Origin of the sequence: Streptomyces sp. NPDC005791, assembly GCF_042871485.1 — a bacterium.
Taxonomy (GTDB): domain Bacteria; phylum Actinomycetota; class Actinomycetes; order Streptomycetales; family Streptomycetaceae; genus Streptomyces.
Window position 1 is genome coordinate 19,357 of sequence record NZ_JBIAIP010000022.1, and the last position, 13,600, is coordinate 32,956.

The 13,600-nt window shown below is 72.2% G+C and carries 14 protein-coding genes and 1 pseudogene; 7 read left to right on the top strand and 8 right to left on the bottom strand.

Annotated features, from left to right (window positions below; translation table 11 throughout):
* Positions 1-27: 27 nt before the first annotated feature.
* Both ACFYSH_RS31085 and ACFYSH_RS31090 read left to right on the top strand, forming a co-directional pair.
* The gene (locus tag ACFYSH_RS31085) at positions 28-399 is read left to right on the top strand and encodes a helix-turn-helix domain-containing protein (RefSeq protein ID WP_359469772.1); all 372 of its coding nucleotides are present in this window, start codon (positions 28-30) and stop codon (positions 397-399) included.
* A 169-nt stretch (positions 400-568) separates the two neighbouring features.
* The gene (locus ACFYSH_RS31090) at positions 569-1,069 is read left to right on the top strand and encodes a DUF4396 domain-containing protein (protein WP_359469776.1); all 501 of its coding nucleotides are present in this window, start codon (positions 569-571) and stop codon (positions 1,067-1,069) included.
* A gap of 141 nt (positions 1,070-1,210) precedes the next feature.
* On the opposite strand, the gene ACFYSH_RS31095 is transcribed toward ACFYSH_RS31090, so the two are convergent.
* Positions 1,211-2,071: a 3-hydroxybutyryl-CoA dehydrogenase gene (locus ACFYSH_RS31095; RefSeq protein WP_388756890.1), complete on the bottom strand. Its 861-nt coding sequence runs from the start codon at positions 2,069-2,071 to the stop codon at positions 1,211-1,213.
* Between the two features lie 194 nt (positions 2,072-2,265).
* Here ACFYSH_RS31095 and ACFYSH_RS31100 point away from each other — a divergent pair, with 194 nt between their 5' ends.
* Positions 2,266-3,528, top strand: coding sequence for a glycoside hydrolase family 10 protein (locus ACFYSH_RS31100; RefSeq protein WP_388756893.1), 1,263 nt, complete (start codon positions 2,266-2,268; stop codon positions 3,526-3,528).
* A gap of 53 nt (positions 3,529-3,581) precedes the next feature.
* Here the strand turns inward: ACFYSH_RS31100 and ACFYSH_RS31105 are convergent, their stop codons facing one another.
* On the bottom strand, positions 3,582-3,785 hold the full coding sequence (locus ACFYSH_RS31105; RefSeq protein ID WP_325746537.1) for a DUF1918 domain-containing protein: 204 nt from the start codon (positions 3,783-3,785) through the stop codon (positions 3,582-3,584).
* An 80-nt stretch (positions 3,786-3,865) separates the two neighbouring features.
* Positions 3,866-4,804: a DMT family transporter gene (locus ACFYSH_RS31110; protein ID WP_388756896.1), complete on the bottom strand. Its 939-nt coding sequence runs from the start codon at positions 4,802-4,804 to the stop codon at positions 3,866-3,868.
* On the opposite strand from ACFYSH_RS31110, the gene ACFYSH_RS31115 reads away from it, so the two are divergent.
* The 4 genes from ACFYSH_RS31115 to ACFYSH_RS31130 all read left to right on the top strand — a co-directional run bounded on the left by ACFYSH_RS31115 (position 4,803) and on the right by ACFYSH_RS31130 (position 8,590).
* A complete protein-coding gene (locus ACFYSH_RS31115) occupies positions 4,803-6,251 on the top strand; it encodes a PLP-dependent aminotransferase family protein (RefSeq protein ID WP_388756899.1) in 1,449 nt (482 codons plus the stop codon). The two genes, ACFYSH_RS31110 and ACFYSH_RS31115, sit on opposite strands and share 2 nt — an antisense overlap.
* Before the next feature lie 9 nt (positions 6,252-6,260).
* Positions 6,261-6,701, top strand: coding sequence for a GNAT family N-acetyltransferase (locus ACFYSH_RS31120; RefSeq protein ID WP_359469791.1), 441 nt, complete (start codon positions 6,261-6,263; stop codon positions 6,699-6,701).
* Between the two features lie 67 nt (positions 6,702-6,768).
* Positions 6,769-7,344, top strand: a complete 576-nt coding sequence (locus ACFYSH_RS31125; protein WP_388756902.1) for a histidine phosphatase family protein — start codon at positions 6,769-6,771, stop codon at positions 7,342-7,344.
* Positions 7,345-7,438: 94 nt separating this feature from the next.
* The gene (locus tag ACFYSH_RS31130; protein WP_388756906.1) at positions 7,439-8,590 is read left to right on the top strand and encodes a serine hydrolase domain-containing protein; all 1,152 of its coding nucleotides are present in this window, start codon (positions 7,439-7,441) and stop codon (positions 8,588-8,590) included.
* Positions 8,591-8,597: 7 nt separating this feature from the next.
* Here the strand turns inward: ACFYSH_RS31130 and ACFYSH_RS31135 are convergent, their stop codons facing one another.
* From ACFYSH_RS31135 to ACFYSH_RS31155, 5 genes and pseudogenes are all read right to left on the bottom strand, one after another.
* Entirely contained in the window at positions 8,598-9,266 is a 669-nt protein-coding gene (locus ACFYSH_RS31135; protein WP_359469801.1) for a response regulator transcription factor, read from the bottom strand.
* Positions 9,263-10,558: a sensor histidine kinase gene (locus ACFYSH_RS31140; protein ID WP_359469805.1), complete on the bottom strand. Its 1,296-nt coding sequence runs from the start codon at positions 10,556-10,558 to the stop codon at positions 9,263-9,265. Before ACFYSH_RS31140 ends, ACFYSH_RS31135 begins: the two co-directional genes overlap by 4 nt.
* Positions 10,551-11,735: an acyltransferase gene (locus ACFYSH_RS31145; protein ID WP_359469807.1), complete on the bottom strand. Its 1,185-nt coding sequence runs from the start codon at positions 11,733-11,735 to the stop codon at positions 10,551-10,553. The genes ACFYSH_RS31140 and ACFYSH_RS31145 overlap by 8 nt, the downstream gene beginning before the upstream one ends.
* Positions 11,728-12,686: pseudogene (locus ACFYSH_RS31150) on the bottom strand (alpha/beta hydrolase). Before ACFYSH_RS31150 ends, ACFYSH_RS31145 begins: the two are co-directional and overlap by 8 nt.
* 139 nt (positions 12,687-12,825) lie before the next feature.
* Entirely contained in the window at positions 12,826-13,590 is a 765-nt protein-coding gene (locus ACFYSH_RS31155) for a LysR family substrate-binding domain-containing protein (protein ID WP_388756912.1), read from the bottom strand.
* Positions 13,591-13,600 lie beyond the last annotated feature (10 nt).

A 13,600-nucleotide genomic window follows, 5' to 3' on the forward strand; every position in this document is an offset into this window, starting at 1 on the left:
GCAGATTTCGGCGCCACGGGGGCGCCGTTGTTCGCCTGGCAGTCGATGGGCCCCGGCCGTAACGCAATCCCCGACACCGACCGGTGCATCTCCGCCTGGCCCCATGACGGCCATCTGCATCAAGTCGGCGTGATGCTGAATCGCCGTCCACCTCACGAGCGGTTCGTCGGCGGGATCAACACACTCAGTGAGATCGCCCGCGCCGCCGGGGTCGGCCGGGTGACTCTGTACGCACACTTCGCGTCCCGTGCCGAGGTTGTCGACGCGGCGATGACACTGGTCGTTGACCAGGGCAACCGGGCGCTGGACTCGGTTGATCTGGTGGGTGATCCGTCTCTGGCCCGCGGCGGCATGGAGCGGCCGCCAGAACTTCAGACGCGCGACGACGCCGGCCGCTGAGCGCCGGCATGGTCTTCCGAATCGTCCGGGCCGCGCCTGGGCAGTGCCGCGCCGACCTTGTCGGAGCGGACACCTCTTGAGGGGTACCCCTGGGGGGTATATGGTTTGCTATGTAGGGAAGAGCAGGGACGGGATCCGCGTGCACTGAACGGAAACGGGGATGAAGATCATGGACCACACCGCTCACCACACCAGCGGAGATGCGCACGACCACACCGGCCACGGCGGACACGTGGGAGCGTCCTGGGGTACGGCGGCGAAGGCGACCCTGCACTGCCTGACCGGGTGCGCCATCGGCGAGATCCTCGGCATGGTGATCGGCACGGCCCTGATGTGGGGCAACGTCCAGACAATGGTCCTGGCCATCGCCCTGGCATTCGTCTTCGGCTACTCGTTCACGCTGTTCGCCGTACGACGGGCCGGTCTGAGCTTGAGGGCCGCGATCAAGGTTGCGCTGGCCGCCGACACGGTCTCGATCGCCGTGATGGAACTGGTCGACAACGGCATCATCGCCGCGGTCCCGGGCGCGATGGACGCCCACCTGAGCGACGGCCTGTTCTGGGGCGCACTGCTGGGCGGGTTCGCGGTCGCTTTCCTGATCACCACCCCGATCAACAAGTGGATGATCGGCCGTGGCAAGGGCCACGCCGTCGTCCACGCATACCACTGAACCCTTTGTGGTTATGACCTGGGGTTTCGTGGTGGTCAGGTAGCAGAAGAAGAGGCTCTTCGCGGCCGCACACGGTCCTGACCTCGGAGAACGTGCCCCCGCGGGCCCGGCGGCGTGCGCGCCGGGCCCGCCGGTCGGCGGTCAGTCGTACGGGTAGAACCCCGACCCCGTCTTGCGGCCGAGCCGGCCCGCGTCGACCATCCGCTGGAGCAGCGGGGGAGCGGCGTACAGCGGCTCCTTGTACTCGGCGTACATCGAGTCGGCGACCGAGGCCACGGTGTCCAGGCCGATCAGGTCGGCGAGCTTGAGCGGACCCATCGGGTGGGCGCAGCCCATCTCCATGCCGTTGTCGATGTCCTCGCGGCTGGCGATGCCCGACTCGAACATCCGGATCGCCGAGAGCAGATACGGGATCAGCAGGGCGTTGACGACGAACCCCGAGCGGTCCTGGGCGCGGATCGCGTGCTTGTCGAGCACGTTCTGCACGACGGCTTCGGCACGCTTTATGGTCTCGTCGGACGTCGTCAGCGCGGGGATCAGCTCGACGAGCCGCTGTACCGGGGCCGGGTTGAAGAAGTGGATCCCGATGACCTGGTCCGGCCGGGAGGTCGCCACGGCCAGCTTCACCAGCGGGATGGAGGAGGTGTTCGAGGCGAGGATCGCGTCCGGCCGCGTCACCACCTGATCGAGCACCTGGAAGATCTCGGTCTTGACCTGCTCGTTCTCCACGACGGCCTCGATCACGAGATCGCGGTCGGCGAACTCACCGAGGTCGGTGGTGAAGCTGAGGCGGCCGAGGGTCTCGTCGCGCTCCTCCGCGGTGATCTTGCCGCGCTCGGCGGCCTTGGAGAGGGAGTTGTGGAGCCGGGTACGCCCTATCTCCAGCGCCTCGCCCGTGGTCTCGGCCACCCTGACATCGAGGCCGCTGCGAGCGCACACCTCCGCGATGCCTGCGCCCATCTGGCCACAGCCCACCACTCCGACGCGTGCAATGTCGGCCATAGAGTCCGTCACCTCGTGCCTTTCGCTGATCCCGTGCGGCAGTTCCCGTTTGATTCCGGTGGCCGCCTCGACCCCACGACGTTACTCCGCGATCCGGCTTCGGTGAGCTGCGGGTCGTGCGGTGCGCAGGGGGCATGATCTGCGTCACGCACTGCCGTCGTGACGTACGGAACAGCGAAACGAAAGGTGCACAGATGCGTCGTATGAGCCGGAGGTCGCTGGTGATGGGCGCGGCGAGCACGGTCGCCGCTCTGCTGACGGCGGGTGATGCCGTCGCCGTGCGTGGACCGGGTCACGCCCGGCACGGAAGCCGGGGCCGCAGAGCGGGCACGGGCGAGCTGAGGGGTGTGTGGATCGCCACGGTCGCCAACCTGGACTGGCCCTCGAAGCCGGGCCTGAGCGCCGCGGCCCAGGAGGCCGAGCTGATCGCACACCTCGACCGCGCGGTCGCCCTGCGGCTGAACGCCGTGGTTCTCCAGGTCCGGCCGAGCGCCGACGCCTTGTGGCCCTCGCCGCACGAGCCGTGGGCCCAGTGCCTCACCGGTGTCCAGGGCAAGGACCCGGGCTGGGACCCGCTGGGCACCGCCGTGCGCGAGGCCCACGCGCGCGGTCTGGAACTGCACGCCTGGTTCAACCCGTACCGGGTGGCGAACCACACGGACCCCTCCCGCCTCAGTGCCTCCCACCCCGCCCGGCTGCACCCGGACTGGATCCTGCCGTACGGCGGGAAGCTCTACTACAACCCGGGTCTGCCCGAGGTCAGGAAGTTCGTCCAGGACGCCATGCTGGACGCGGTGAGCCGGTACGCCGTCGACGCGGTGCACTGGGACGACTACTTCTACCCCTACCCGGTGGCGGGCCAGGTCTTCGACGACGACGCCGCGTACGAGCGTCACGGCGGGGCATTCGCGGACAAGGCGGCCTGGCGCCGTGACAACATCGACCGGCTGGTGCGTGAGACGGCCGCGCGGGTCAAGGAGGTCAGGAGCGGCGTCCGGTTCGGGATCAGCCCCTTCGCGGTGTGGCGCAACAAGGCGACCGACGCCCTGGGGTCGGACACCAGGGCCGGCGTACAGACCTACGACGACCTGCACGCCGATACCCGTACGTGGGTGAAGGAGGGCTGGATCGACTACATCTGTCCTCAGATCTACTGGAACATCGGCTTCTCCGCCGCCGACTACGCGAAGCTGCTGCCGTGGTGGGCCGAGACGGTCCGTGGCACCGGTGTGGACCTGTACGTGGGCGAGGCCCTCTACAAGGCCGGTGATCCCGCGCAACCCGCCGCCTGGCAGGACCCGGCCGAACTCTCCCGGCACCTCGATCTCGCCGCGGACCATCCTGAGGTGGGCGGCCACGTCTACTTCTCCGCGAAGCACGTGAAGTCCGATCCCGTCGGGGCGATGGCCCGGGTGGTGGCCGACCACTACCGGACCCGGGCCCGCGCACCCCGCTGACCGGACCGGCCGCGTGTGCCGGGGGCCACTCGTGTCCCCGGCACACGCGCGCTCTACCGCTTCCGGTCCTCCGGGGCGGTGTGCTGGACGACGCTGTCGGGGCCCGGGGACCTGATCGATTCGTGCCCGTCCTCGAAGCGCAGGCGGTACGGGGGACTGCCCCCGTCGCCGAGCACCTCGATGATCTCTGCGACCCGGTCGTGCTGTCCCACGGTCCTGCCGTGCGTCAGCAGCCGGTCGCCCGTGTGTGCCTCCATCGGGGTGACCTCCTCACGGATGGCGGTCCATGTCGACAAGTCTATGACCGGACCGGCGCGTCGGCTCTCGTACGTCCGCTCTAGCGGCTCCCCGCGCGCTGGGTGACGGCGATGCAGACCAGCACGGCCACCGCCGCCACCGGGGCGGCGGCGGACACCTCCTCGCCGAGGGCGAGGAACGACCAGACCAGGGTGAGCAACGGCTGGGCCAGCTGGAGCTGACTGGCCCGGGGGACGCCGATCTCCGCCATGCCCCGGTACCAGACGTACAGCCCGAGGAAGGTGGACACGGCGGCGACCCAGACGAGTCCGATCACCCCGCGCGCCGTCAGGTGCACCGGTTCGAAGGCCAGTCCCACGGCCGCGCCCGCCACAGCGAGTGGCAGGGAGAAGACGAGAGCCCAGCCGATCACCTGCCAGCCCGGCATCACCTTGGCCAGCCTGCCGCCCTCCGTGTAACCCGCCGCGCAGACCAGCAGCGCCCCGAACAGATACAGATCGCCGCCGGACAGCTTCCCGCCGCTCTGCTGGACCGTGAAGGCGATCACCACGGCCGCCCCGGCCAGCGCCGCGGCCCAGAAGGCGCGCGGCGGACGCGAGCCGGTGCGCACGGTCGCCAGGAGCGCGGTCGTCAGCGGCAGCAGCCCCACCACCACCGCCGCGTGCGAACTCGTGGAGGTCTGCAGAGCCAGCGAGGTCAGCAACGGGAATCCCACCACCACGCCGCCGGCCACGACCGCGAGACCGGCCCGATGGCGGCGCGCGGGCAACGGCACCCGGCCCGCCAGCAGGGCGCATCCCGCGATCAGTGCCGCGAGCATGCTGCGCAGGGCGACGAGGGACCAGGGGCCGAAACTCTCCAGACCCCAGACCGTCGAGGGAAAGGTCAGCGAGAAGGCGAGGACGCCGAGCCCCGCGAGCAGGAGGCCGCCTCCGGGGCTGCGGCGCACCGTCGGGTCCTCGTGTCCGGCGTCAACCGCTATCGCTGTCTCTCCGATAGCGCTATTCTGTGCTGTCATGCATGAGCGTAGCAGTGTGTCGGAACTGGTGACATGCCTGAAAGGTGAGCTTGACCGCTACTCTCCGGGTGGAAAGCTGCCGTCCAGTCGGGCACTCGTCGAGCGGTTCAAGGTCAGTCCGGTCACCGTCTCCCGGGCCGTCGCCCAGCTCGCCGCCGAGGGGCTGGTCGTCACCCGCCCCGGCTCCGGAGCCTTCCGCGCCGAGGCCCGCGTCGCCGTGCCCGTTCCTGGCGACACCTCCTGGCAGGAGGTGTCGCTCAGCGGGGCCGGCGGGCCCGAGGTCGTGCCGCGTACCGTCGACGCCTCGGGTGTCCTCGTCACGCTCGCCGCACCTCCGTCCGGTGTCATCGAATTCAACGGCGGCTACCTTCATTCCGGCCTCCAGCCCGAGCGGGCCCTCGCCGCCGCACTGGCCCGGGCAGGCCGCAGGCCGGGCGCCTGGGGCAGGCCGCCCACCTGCGGGCTGGCCGACCTGCGGGCCTGGTTCGCCCGGGAGATCGGCGGCACGCTCACCGGGCCCGACGTCCTGGTCACGGCGGGCGGGCAGAGTGCCCTGGCCACCGCGTTGCGTGCCCTCGCCCCGCCCGGCGCCCCGGTCCTCGTCGAATCGCCCACCTACCCGGGCATGCTGGCGGCCGCCCGCGCCACCGGTCTGCGGCCGGTGCCTGTGCCGATGGACGCCGACGGGGTGCGGCCCGATCTGCTGGAAGCCGCGTTCCGTGCCACCGGGGCCAAGGTCTTCGTCTGTCAGCCGCTCTTCCACAACCCGACAGGTGTGGTCCTGGCCCCCGAACGGCGTGAGCGCGTCGTGCGGGCGGCCCGGCAGGCGGGTGCTTTCGTCGTCGAGGACGATTTCGCCCGCCACCTCGCCCACGACGACGCCGGCCCGCTGCCCGAGCCCCTGGCCGCCGACGACCCGGACGGCGTCGTGATCCATGTGCGCTCCCTCACCAAGATCACGTCACCCAGTCTCCGTGTCGGGGCGCTGGCCGCCCGTGGGCCCGTGAGGGAGCGACTGCGCGCGATCCAGGTCGTCGACAGCTTCTTCGTGCCGCGCCCGCTCCAGGAGGCCGCGCTCGAACTCGTCGGCTCCCCGGCCTGGGAGCGCCACCGGCGTACCGTGGCCGCCGAACTCGGCAGCCGCCGTACCGCGATGACGGCCGCCGTGCGCAGTCGGCTGCCCGGACTCGTCCTGGCGCACGTGCCGTCGGGCGGAGGCAGCATCTGGCTCCGGCTCCCGGGGCCGGGAGCCGAGGAGCCCGCCCTGGTCGCCGCCGCCCTGCGGGCCGGCGTCGCCGTCGCGCCCGGGCGCCCCTACCACTGCGCCGAACCGCCCGCCGGACACATCAGGCTGAGCTTCGCAGCGGTCTCGGGCTCCACCGAGATCGCCGAGGGGGTGGGAAGGCTGCGCACCGCCGTGGACGAGGTGGGAACGATGGGCGGGTAACCTCCCCGGATGAACGACCACGACACCTCCGCCGCACAGCGCTACGAGATCTCCGACGACCCCACGCGGCTGGATGCGGCCCGCATCCACCACTGGTTGTCCACGGACGCCTACTGGGCCCTGGGGCGCACCCGTGAACAGCAGGACCGGATGATCGCGGGATCGCTCAACTTCGGGGTCTACGACCTGTCTTCGGGCAGGCAGGACGCCTATGCGCGCGTGGTCACCGACCGCGCCTCATTCGCGTGGATATGCGATGTCTACGTCGATCGCGCGGCCCGAGGCCAGGGACTCGGCACCCGGCTCGTCACCACCGTCCGCGACGAGCTGGCCCCTTCGGGGGTGCGCAGGTTCCTGCTCGCCACCAAGGACGCCCACGGGGTGTACGCGAGACTCGGATTCGCCCCGCTCACCGAACCGGACATGTGGATGTGCCTCCAGGCGGGCTGAGCGAGGTGTACGCGTGCGGCTGTCATGCCTCTTGACCGGCAGGGCGCCCGGCCCCACGATCGCGCCCATGAGTGTTCGGGTGTCCCTGGTCGCCGCAGCACGCAGCTCCGCCCTTCTCGCCGAGCGTTTCGACGACGACCGGCCGCTCGACCACGACGGCTGGCGCGAGGTCGAGCTCGCCGCGCACGCACTGGTGCCGCTCGGCGCCGCCGAGCTGCGCTACTGCTCGCCCACGCCGCGCAGCCGTGCCACCGGTGACGCCCTCGGCTTCGCCCCTCTCGTCCAGCCCGCGCTGCGCGACTGCGACATGGGCCGCTGGCGGGGCCTGACCCTGTCCGAGGTGGCCGCCCACGAGCCGGCCGGTGTCGACGCCTGGCTCGCCGATCCGCGATCGGCCCCGCACGGCGGCGAATCCCTGCTCGCTTTCATATCCCGGGTAGGGGGCTGGCTCGACACCCGACCGGTCCGCGAGGGCGCCGTCGTCGCCGTCGCCGAACCCGCCGTCGTCCGCGCGGCGCTGGTGTACGCCCTCAAGGCGCCGCCGTCGACGTACTGGAACGTCGACGTCCGTCCACTGTCCACGGTGACGATCACCGGACTGCCCGGCCGCTGGAGCCTCAGCCTGGGAGCGCTTCCGCGCTGACCGGATCACCTGGTCGCAGTAACTGTGCGCACGGCGTCTTCACGCCAGTCCGACCAGTCGGTATGGTGCGTGGCACCGAGACGAGGAGAGACCTGTGCCGCAGATCCAAGGCCACTGTGACGACCGGTTCGCCGCGGTACGCGACGCGTTCGCGGCGAACTTCGCCGAGCGCGACGAACTGGGCGCGGCGGTCACCGTCCTGCTCGACGGCCACCCCGTGGTCGACCTCTGGGGCGGCTGGGCCGACGGGGAGCGGACCCGCCCGTGGGAGCGGGACACCGTGGTCAACGTCTGGTCCACGACGAAGGGCCCGACCGCGCTCTGCGCCCACATCCTGGTGGACCGCGGTCTTCTGGACCTGGACGCCCCGGTGGCGGCGTACTGGCCCGAATTCGCCGCCGCGGGCAAGGAAGCCGTCCGCGTACGCCACCTCCTCTCGCACCGCTCCGGGGTCGCGGGCCTGCGCGACCCGCACACGCTGGCCGAACTCTACGACTGGGAACTGACCACGGCCCGCCTCGCGGCCACCGAGCCCTGGTGGGAACCGGGCACCCGCTCCGGCTACCACGCGATCTCGTACGGCTTCCTCGTCGGTGAGGTCATCCGCAGGGTTACCGGCCTGCTGCCCGGGGAGTTCCTGCGGAAGGAGATCACCGGACCGCTCTCCATCGACTTCCATGTGGGCCTCCCGGAGAAGGACGCCGGCCGGGTGGCCGAACTGGTCCAGTCGAAGGCCGTCTCCCGTGAACAGGCCGCCCTGTTCGCCGCGATGGAGCCGGTGGCCATCGCCTCGCTGCTCAACCCCGGCACGGGCATCGCCGCCGCCAACACCCCTCAGTGGCGCGCCGCGGAGATTCCCGCCGCCAACGGCCACGGCACCGCCCGCGCGATCGCCTCCCTCTACGGCATCCTCGCCGGGCGGGGCACCCTCGACGGCCGGCGGATCCTGTCGGAGGAAGCGGCCGAGCGCGTCCGCGAGGGCCAGGGCAGCTGCCGCGACCTGGTGCTCGGAGCGGGCTTCGCCCACGAGACCGAGCTGGGCCTCGGCCTCTGGCTGAGCGGCCCCAACTCCTCCTACGGCCCCAACCCGCGTGCCGTGGGCCACGACGGGGCGGGCGGCTCCTGCGGTCTCGCCGACCCGGAGGCCGGGATCGCGCTCGGCTACGTGATGAACCGTATGGGCCCGCACATCGCCGACGACCCCCGCAAGATGGCGCTGATCGGCGCGGTGTACGGGGCCCTGTGAGCCGCGCTCAGTAGCCTGCCGGGCGCACCAGTCCCGACTCGTACGCGTACACCGCGGCCTGGGTCCGGTCGCGCAGGCCCAGCTTCACCAGGATCCGGCTCACATGGGTCTTCACGGTCTGCTCCGCCACCACCAGGCGCACCGCGATCTCGGCGTTCGACAGACCCTGTGCGACGAGGGACAGGACCTCCGTCTCGCGTTCGGTGAGAGCGCCGACACGCTCCCGGCTGGGAGCGCGGGGGCCGGTGCTCACCCGGGAGAACTCGGCGATCAGGCGCTTGGTGATGTTGGGGGCGAGCAGGGCGTCACCGGCCGCCACCACACGTACCGCCTGGGCGAGTTCGTCGGCCGAGGCGTCCTTCAGCAGGAAGCCGGAGGCCCCTGAGCGCAGCGCCTCGTACACGTACTCGTCGAGGTCGAAGGTGGTCAGGACGAGGACCCGGACGGTGGGGCCGGGCGCCTCGGTGAGGCGTCGCGTCGCGTCGATTCCGCCGAGGCGGGGCATCCGTATGTCCATCAGCACGACGTCCGGGGCGAGTCGGGCCGCCTTCTCCAGTGCGTCCAGGCCGTCCACCGCCTGTCCGACGACCTCGATGCCGGGCTCGGCGTTCAGCAGCACCGTGAAGCCCTGGCGGACCATCATCTGGTCGTCGGCGATCAGTACGCGGATGGTCATGCGGGGTCCTCCAGGGGGAGCGTCGCCACTACTTCGAAACCCCCGCCGGGGGTCCGGCCATGGGTGAGGTCGCCGCCCAGCATGGCGGCGCGTTCGCGCATGCCGAGCAGCCCGTGCCCGACGCCCCGGGCGGGTGTCGCGGGTGTGTCGGGGGCGGTGTTGGTGATCCGGACGAAGACGGCGGCGGAGTGGTAGCCGACCTCCACGCGGGCCCGCGCCCCCGGGGCGTGCCGCAGTACGTTGCTCAGCGCCTCCTGCACGATGCGGTAGGCCGTCAGTTCGACCCCTGGCGGCAGCGGGCGGCGGTTGCCGGTGCTCTCCGCCGTGACGGTGAGGCCCGCGCCCCTGACCTTGCCGATCAGTTCGTCCAAGCGGTCCAGGGTGGGCTGCGGGGCGTGCCGCAGCCCGTCCGCCACGGCGTCCTCCGAGCGCAGCACGCCGAGCACCCGGCGCAGCTCGGCCAGCGCCTCCACGGCGTTCTCCCGTATGCCGGCGAGGTTCTCCCGGAGTTCGTCCGACGGATCGTCGACCAGGTGCGGGGCGACCTGCGCCTGGATGGAGATCACCGACATGTGGTGGGCGACCACGTCGTGCAGCTCGCGCGCGATACGGTTGCGTTCCTCCAGGAGGGTGCGCCGGGACCGCTCCTCCTCGGTCAGCCCGGACTGTACGACGAGCTGGGTGCGGGCCACCCGCAGGGCGCGCAGCGCGGCCCCGATGACCACGGCCGCGAGCAGGACCGGCGCGGCGATGCCCAGCGAGTAGTGGTGGGGCCTGGTGGTGACGCCGGCCGCCAGCCCCGCCAGCAGGCTCAGCGCGAGCGCGAGTGCTGCCCGGCGCGGACGCACCCGAAGCGTCAGCAGGTACAGCGCCCCGCTCTGCAGCACCATCTCGGGGCCGGTCCAGGGGAACAGCTCGCCGGGCGTCATCACGGACGCCGTGATGCGCACGCTGACGACCATCAGGACCAGCGAGCCCCACCACGCGTACAGGGGCTGCCACAACCCGGCGAGCAGAGCCAGGGCCTGGCCCGTGACGAGCAGCACCGCGTACTCGGGGACGGCGGCGCCGTGCGGGACCAGATCGGGTACGTGCCACACGGCGACGACCGTCACCCCGAGCGTCAGCAGCATCCCGAACACCGGCTGCCAGACCGGCGATCCGGGCGCACCCATGGGCGGCACCGGATCGACGGGGGACGTCCACAGGTCCTCGCGCAACCTGTGCGGCAGCCCGCGCAGCGCCGCCGTGATCCGCCCCCCAGCCCCCGTCATGCCGCTCAGCTTAGACATGGCGCGACTCCGGGGCAGGGGGAGGGGAACCCGGCCGTACGACGGTCGAACGGCCGCCGCCCCGCTGCTCGTACGCCCCGAACGCGGCCCGGCACACCAGCAGCACCAGGGCGAACACCGGGAGCCAGGCCGGCCGGGCGAGCACCCAGCCGGGGCCGTCGGGGACCGTATGCAGCCCGGGAAGAGGGCCGCGCAGGAACAGGGCGGTCGACGTGACCACGATCATCGCGGTCTGGTGCCACAGGAAGACGGTCATCGCGGAGAGATTCAGCAGAGCCACCGCGGCCCACGGCGCGGGCCGCGCGAGCACCCGCCGCAGACGCCCGAGCAGCAGCAGGGCCGCACCGCACTGGGCGAGCCCGAACGTGACGACGGCGAGCGTCGGCGGGTCGAGGTTGGAGAGCGTGCCGCCCGGTACGCCGACCATGGCGGCGGGGTATCCGGCGAACAGCACCAGACCCGCCGTGGCCACCACGCCTCCGAGCAGCAGGACCCATCCGGTCCGGCGGTCGCTCAGCCCGCCCCGCGCCCAGGCCGCCCCCAGGCAGTAGGGGACCAGCCAGCCCGCGACGACGTTGATCCAGCCCAGGGCGGCCGGACCGTCGAACCCCAGCCGGAACAGGTCGACGTGCAGGACGACGGCGAGCGGCCACAGCGGGTGCAGCCGCGCCACCAGCGGGGTCGCCGCCGTCAGCGCCGCGAACACCAGCAGGAACCACAAAGGCGACCACACGAGCTTGCCCAGCGTGCGTACCGTCCCCTCGTCCACCCCCGAGGCCAGCATCACGCCGGCCGCCGCCGCCCACACGACGGTCACGACGGCGACCGGCCGGAACAGGCGGCCCAGCCGGGCCCCCAGCCACTGCCCGTAGGACTCGCCCCTGGCCCGGGCCGAGGCGTACCCCTTCGCGCCCACCTGGCCGCCCACCAGGAAGAAGACGGCGAGTGTCTGGAACAGCCAGGAGACGGGGGCGAGCCGGGGCATGTGCTGGAGCGGGCTCGCGCCGTGCAGGGTGCCGCTGTCCGCGACCAGCGCCGTCACCAACCAGTGGCCGCACACCACGCCGAGGATGGCGAAGGCGCGCAGCGCGTCGACGGCGCGGTCGCGCTCCCGGGGGGTCGCCGCGTCGATCCGCCGTACGAGGGCACGTGTGCCGGGGAGCCGCGCGTCACGCATGACGGCCCCCGGCCGTGCCCGCGACGATGGCGGCCAGGCTGCGCAGCGAGACGGAGCCGGGCCGCAGATAGTCGCTGTGGCCGGCGTCACCCGCGTCGAAGACCTCGGCGCCGAATTCCGGTGCCACCGGGTCCGTCCCGAACCCGACGGTGACGAACGGCAGCCGCAGCTCGAGATGTGGAACCCGGGCGATCCAGTCGTCACCGCCCCGGCCCGCCCGCACCGTGGCCCGGGTGCCCAGTGCGGCGGCGCTGTCTGCCCCGGTGCCGGGACTTCCGTACAGCACGAGGTCCGTGGCATCGAGCCCGGGTGCGGCCCGGGCACAGACCACCGAACCGTAGGAGTGGCAGAGGAGGGACACCCGGGCGGAGGGTGCGGCCTCGCCCAACTCCCGTACGAAGGCCCGCAGACGGGGGGCCGTCTCCTCGGCCAGGCCCGATGTGAGGGAGGAGGGGCCCATCGTGGCAGGCGTCCGGTAGCCGAGCCACGCGACGACGGCGGACCTGTCGCCCAGTTCGCCCAGGAGCGCCTCGGCACCACGCCGTAAGCGCCCGTAATGATCGAGGTCGACGCCCGCTCCCGGCACCAGCACGGCGATGCGTTCCGCCCCCGACAGGTCCCCGAAGACCTCCGCGCTCCGGCCGCCGTCCCGCCCGTCGAACATCAGGAAGGTGCGCCCCGGGGCCGCCATGCCTGTGAGCGTGGTGGCCCGTCGCCGGTCACCGTGACGGGCGGCCATGTCCCGTGCCGCCCGGATCTCCTCCCGCCCGGCCGCATACCTGGCCTCCAGCACCGAGGGCTCCGCGGTGCCCAGCGGGCGCGGCGCGGCGGGGGCGGGTGCCGGAACCGCGGCGGGGCGGGCCGCCCCCGACACCGGGAGCGCCACCGAGCGGTGACGAGTGCGGCGAGCAGGGCACGCCGCGTGCGGCTGCTCCGTGGGCGGGACGCCATGGGGAAGTCCTTCCGTACCGGATGGTTCTCGTTGAATCCGGTACCGAAGTTATGGAGCGACCCGTGTCGACGGCGTCACGCCTGGGAGCGCACCTGACGCGTAGCTCCGAAGTACTACGGGTAGGGGGCGCCCCACCCCCTACGGCCTGCGGCGGGGCTTTCCGCGCTTGACGCCGCCCTTGGACTGCTTGGCGCCCGAGCCGCCCCGGGAGGTCTTGTTGCCCGCCGCGGGTTTGTGCGGGGCGCCGTTCTTCCTGGCGGCGCGCGTGGCCTTGGGCTGCGGCGGCGTCGGCGGACGGCCGCGGGTGCTGTTGACGGTCCGCCCACGGACGATCCCGATGAACTCCTCCACCAGGTCGGTGGTCTTCTCCTCCGGCCACGACAGGGCGATCCGCGACTCGGGGACGCCGGTCAGCGGCCGGTAGGTGAGGTCCTTGCGGTGGTGCAGCCGGGCCAGCGACTGCGGAACGACGAGCAGCCCGACCCCCGCCGCCACCAGCTCGACGGCGTCCGCGGTCGTGGCGGGCCGCTCGAACGCGGGTCGGCCCGGCGGACGCTCCCAGTCGAGGGGGTCGTCGAGGGGATGCAGCACGATCTCCTCGGCGAGGTCCTCGGCCGCCATCTCCTCGACGGCGGTCGCCGCATGGTCCTTGGGGATGACGACCACGGTCGTCTCCGTGTAGAGGGGGATCGCGCTGAGGTCCGTACGGTCGACGGGCAGCCGCACGAAGCCGGCGTCCGCGCCGCCGTCGCGCAGCAGACCGGCTGCCTCGGCGGCGGGTACGCCGACGAGGGCCAGCGGGGTACCGGGCAGCCGCTCGTTCCAGATCCGCACCCACTTGGTCGGGGTCACGCCCGGGACGTAGGCGAGCCGGAACGCAGGGGGTACTTCCGAGCCTGTCACCCCGCCAGGT

Excerpts from the sequence above, each read along its gene's own strand:
- ACFYSH_RS31090 (WP_359469776.1), top strand. The coding sequence starts at position 569 with ATGGACCACACCGCTCACCACACCAGCGGAGATGCGCACGACCACACC.
- ACFYSH_RS31095 (WP_388756890.1), bottom strand. The coding sequence starts at position 2,071 with ATGGCCGACATTGCACGCGTCGGAGTGGTGGGCTGTGGCCAGATGGGC.
- ACFYSH_RS31100 (WP_388756893.1), top strand. The coding sequence starts at position 2,266 with ATGCGTCGTATGAGCCGGAGGTCGCTGGTGATGGGCGCGGCGAGCACG.
- ACFYSH_RS31105 (WP_325746537.1), bottom strand. The coding sequence starts at position 3,785 with ATGGAGGCACACACGGGCGACCGGCTGCTGACGCACGGCAGGACCGTG.
- ACFYSH_RS31115 (WP_388756899.1), top strand. The coding sequence starts at position 4,803 with ATGCATGAGCGTAGCAGTGTGTCGGAACTGGTGACATGCCTGAAAGGT.
- ACFYSH_RS31110 (WP_388756896.1), bottom strand. The coding sequence starts at position 4,804 with ATGACAGCACAGAATAGCGCTATCGGAGAGACAGCGATAGCGGTTGAC.
- ACFYSH_RS31120 (WP_359469791.1), top strand. The coding sequence starts at position 6,261 with ATGAACGACCACGACACCTCCGCCGCACAGCGCTACGAGATCTCCGAC.
- ACFYSH_RS31125 (WP_388756902.1), top strand. The coding sequence starts at position 6,769 with ATGAGTGTTCGGGTGTCCCTGGTCGCCGCAGCACGCAGCTCCGCCCTT.
- ACFYSH_RS31135 (WP_359469801.1), bottom strand. The coding sequence starts at position 9,266 with ATGACCATCCGCGTACTGATCGCCGACGACCAGATGATGGTCCGCCAG.
- ACFYSH_RS31140 (WP_359469805.1), bottom strand. The coding sequence starts at position 10,558 with ATGTCTAAGCTGAGCGGCATGACGGGGGCTGGGGGGCGGATCACGGCG.
- ACFYSH_RS31145 (WP_359469807.1), bottom strand. The coding sequence starts at position 11,735 with ATGCGTGACGCGCGGCTCCCCGGCACACGTGCCCTCGTACGGCGGATC.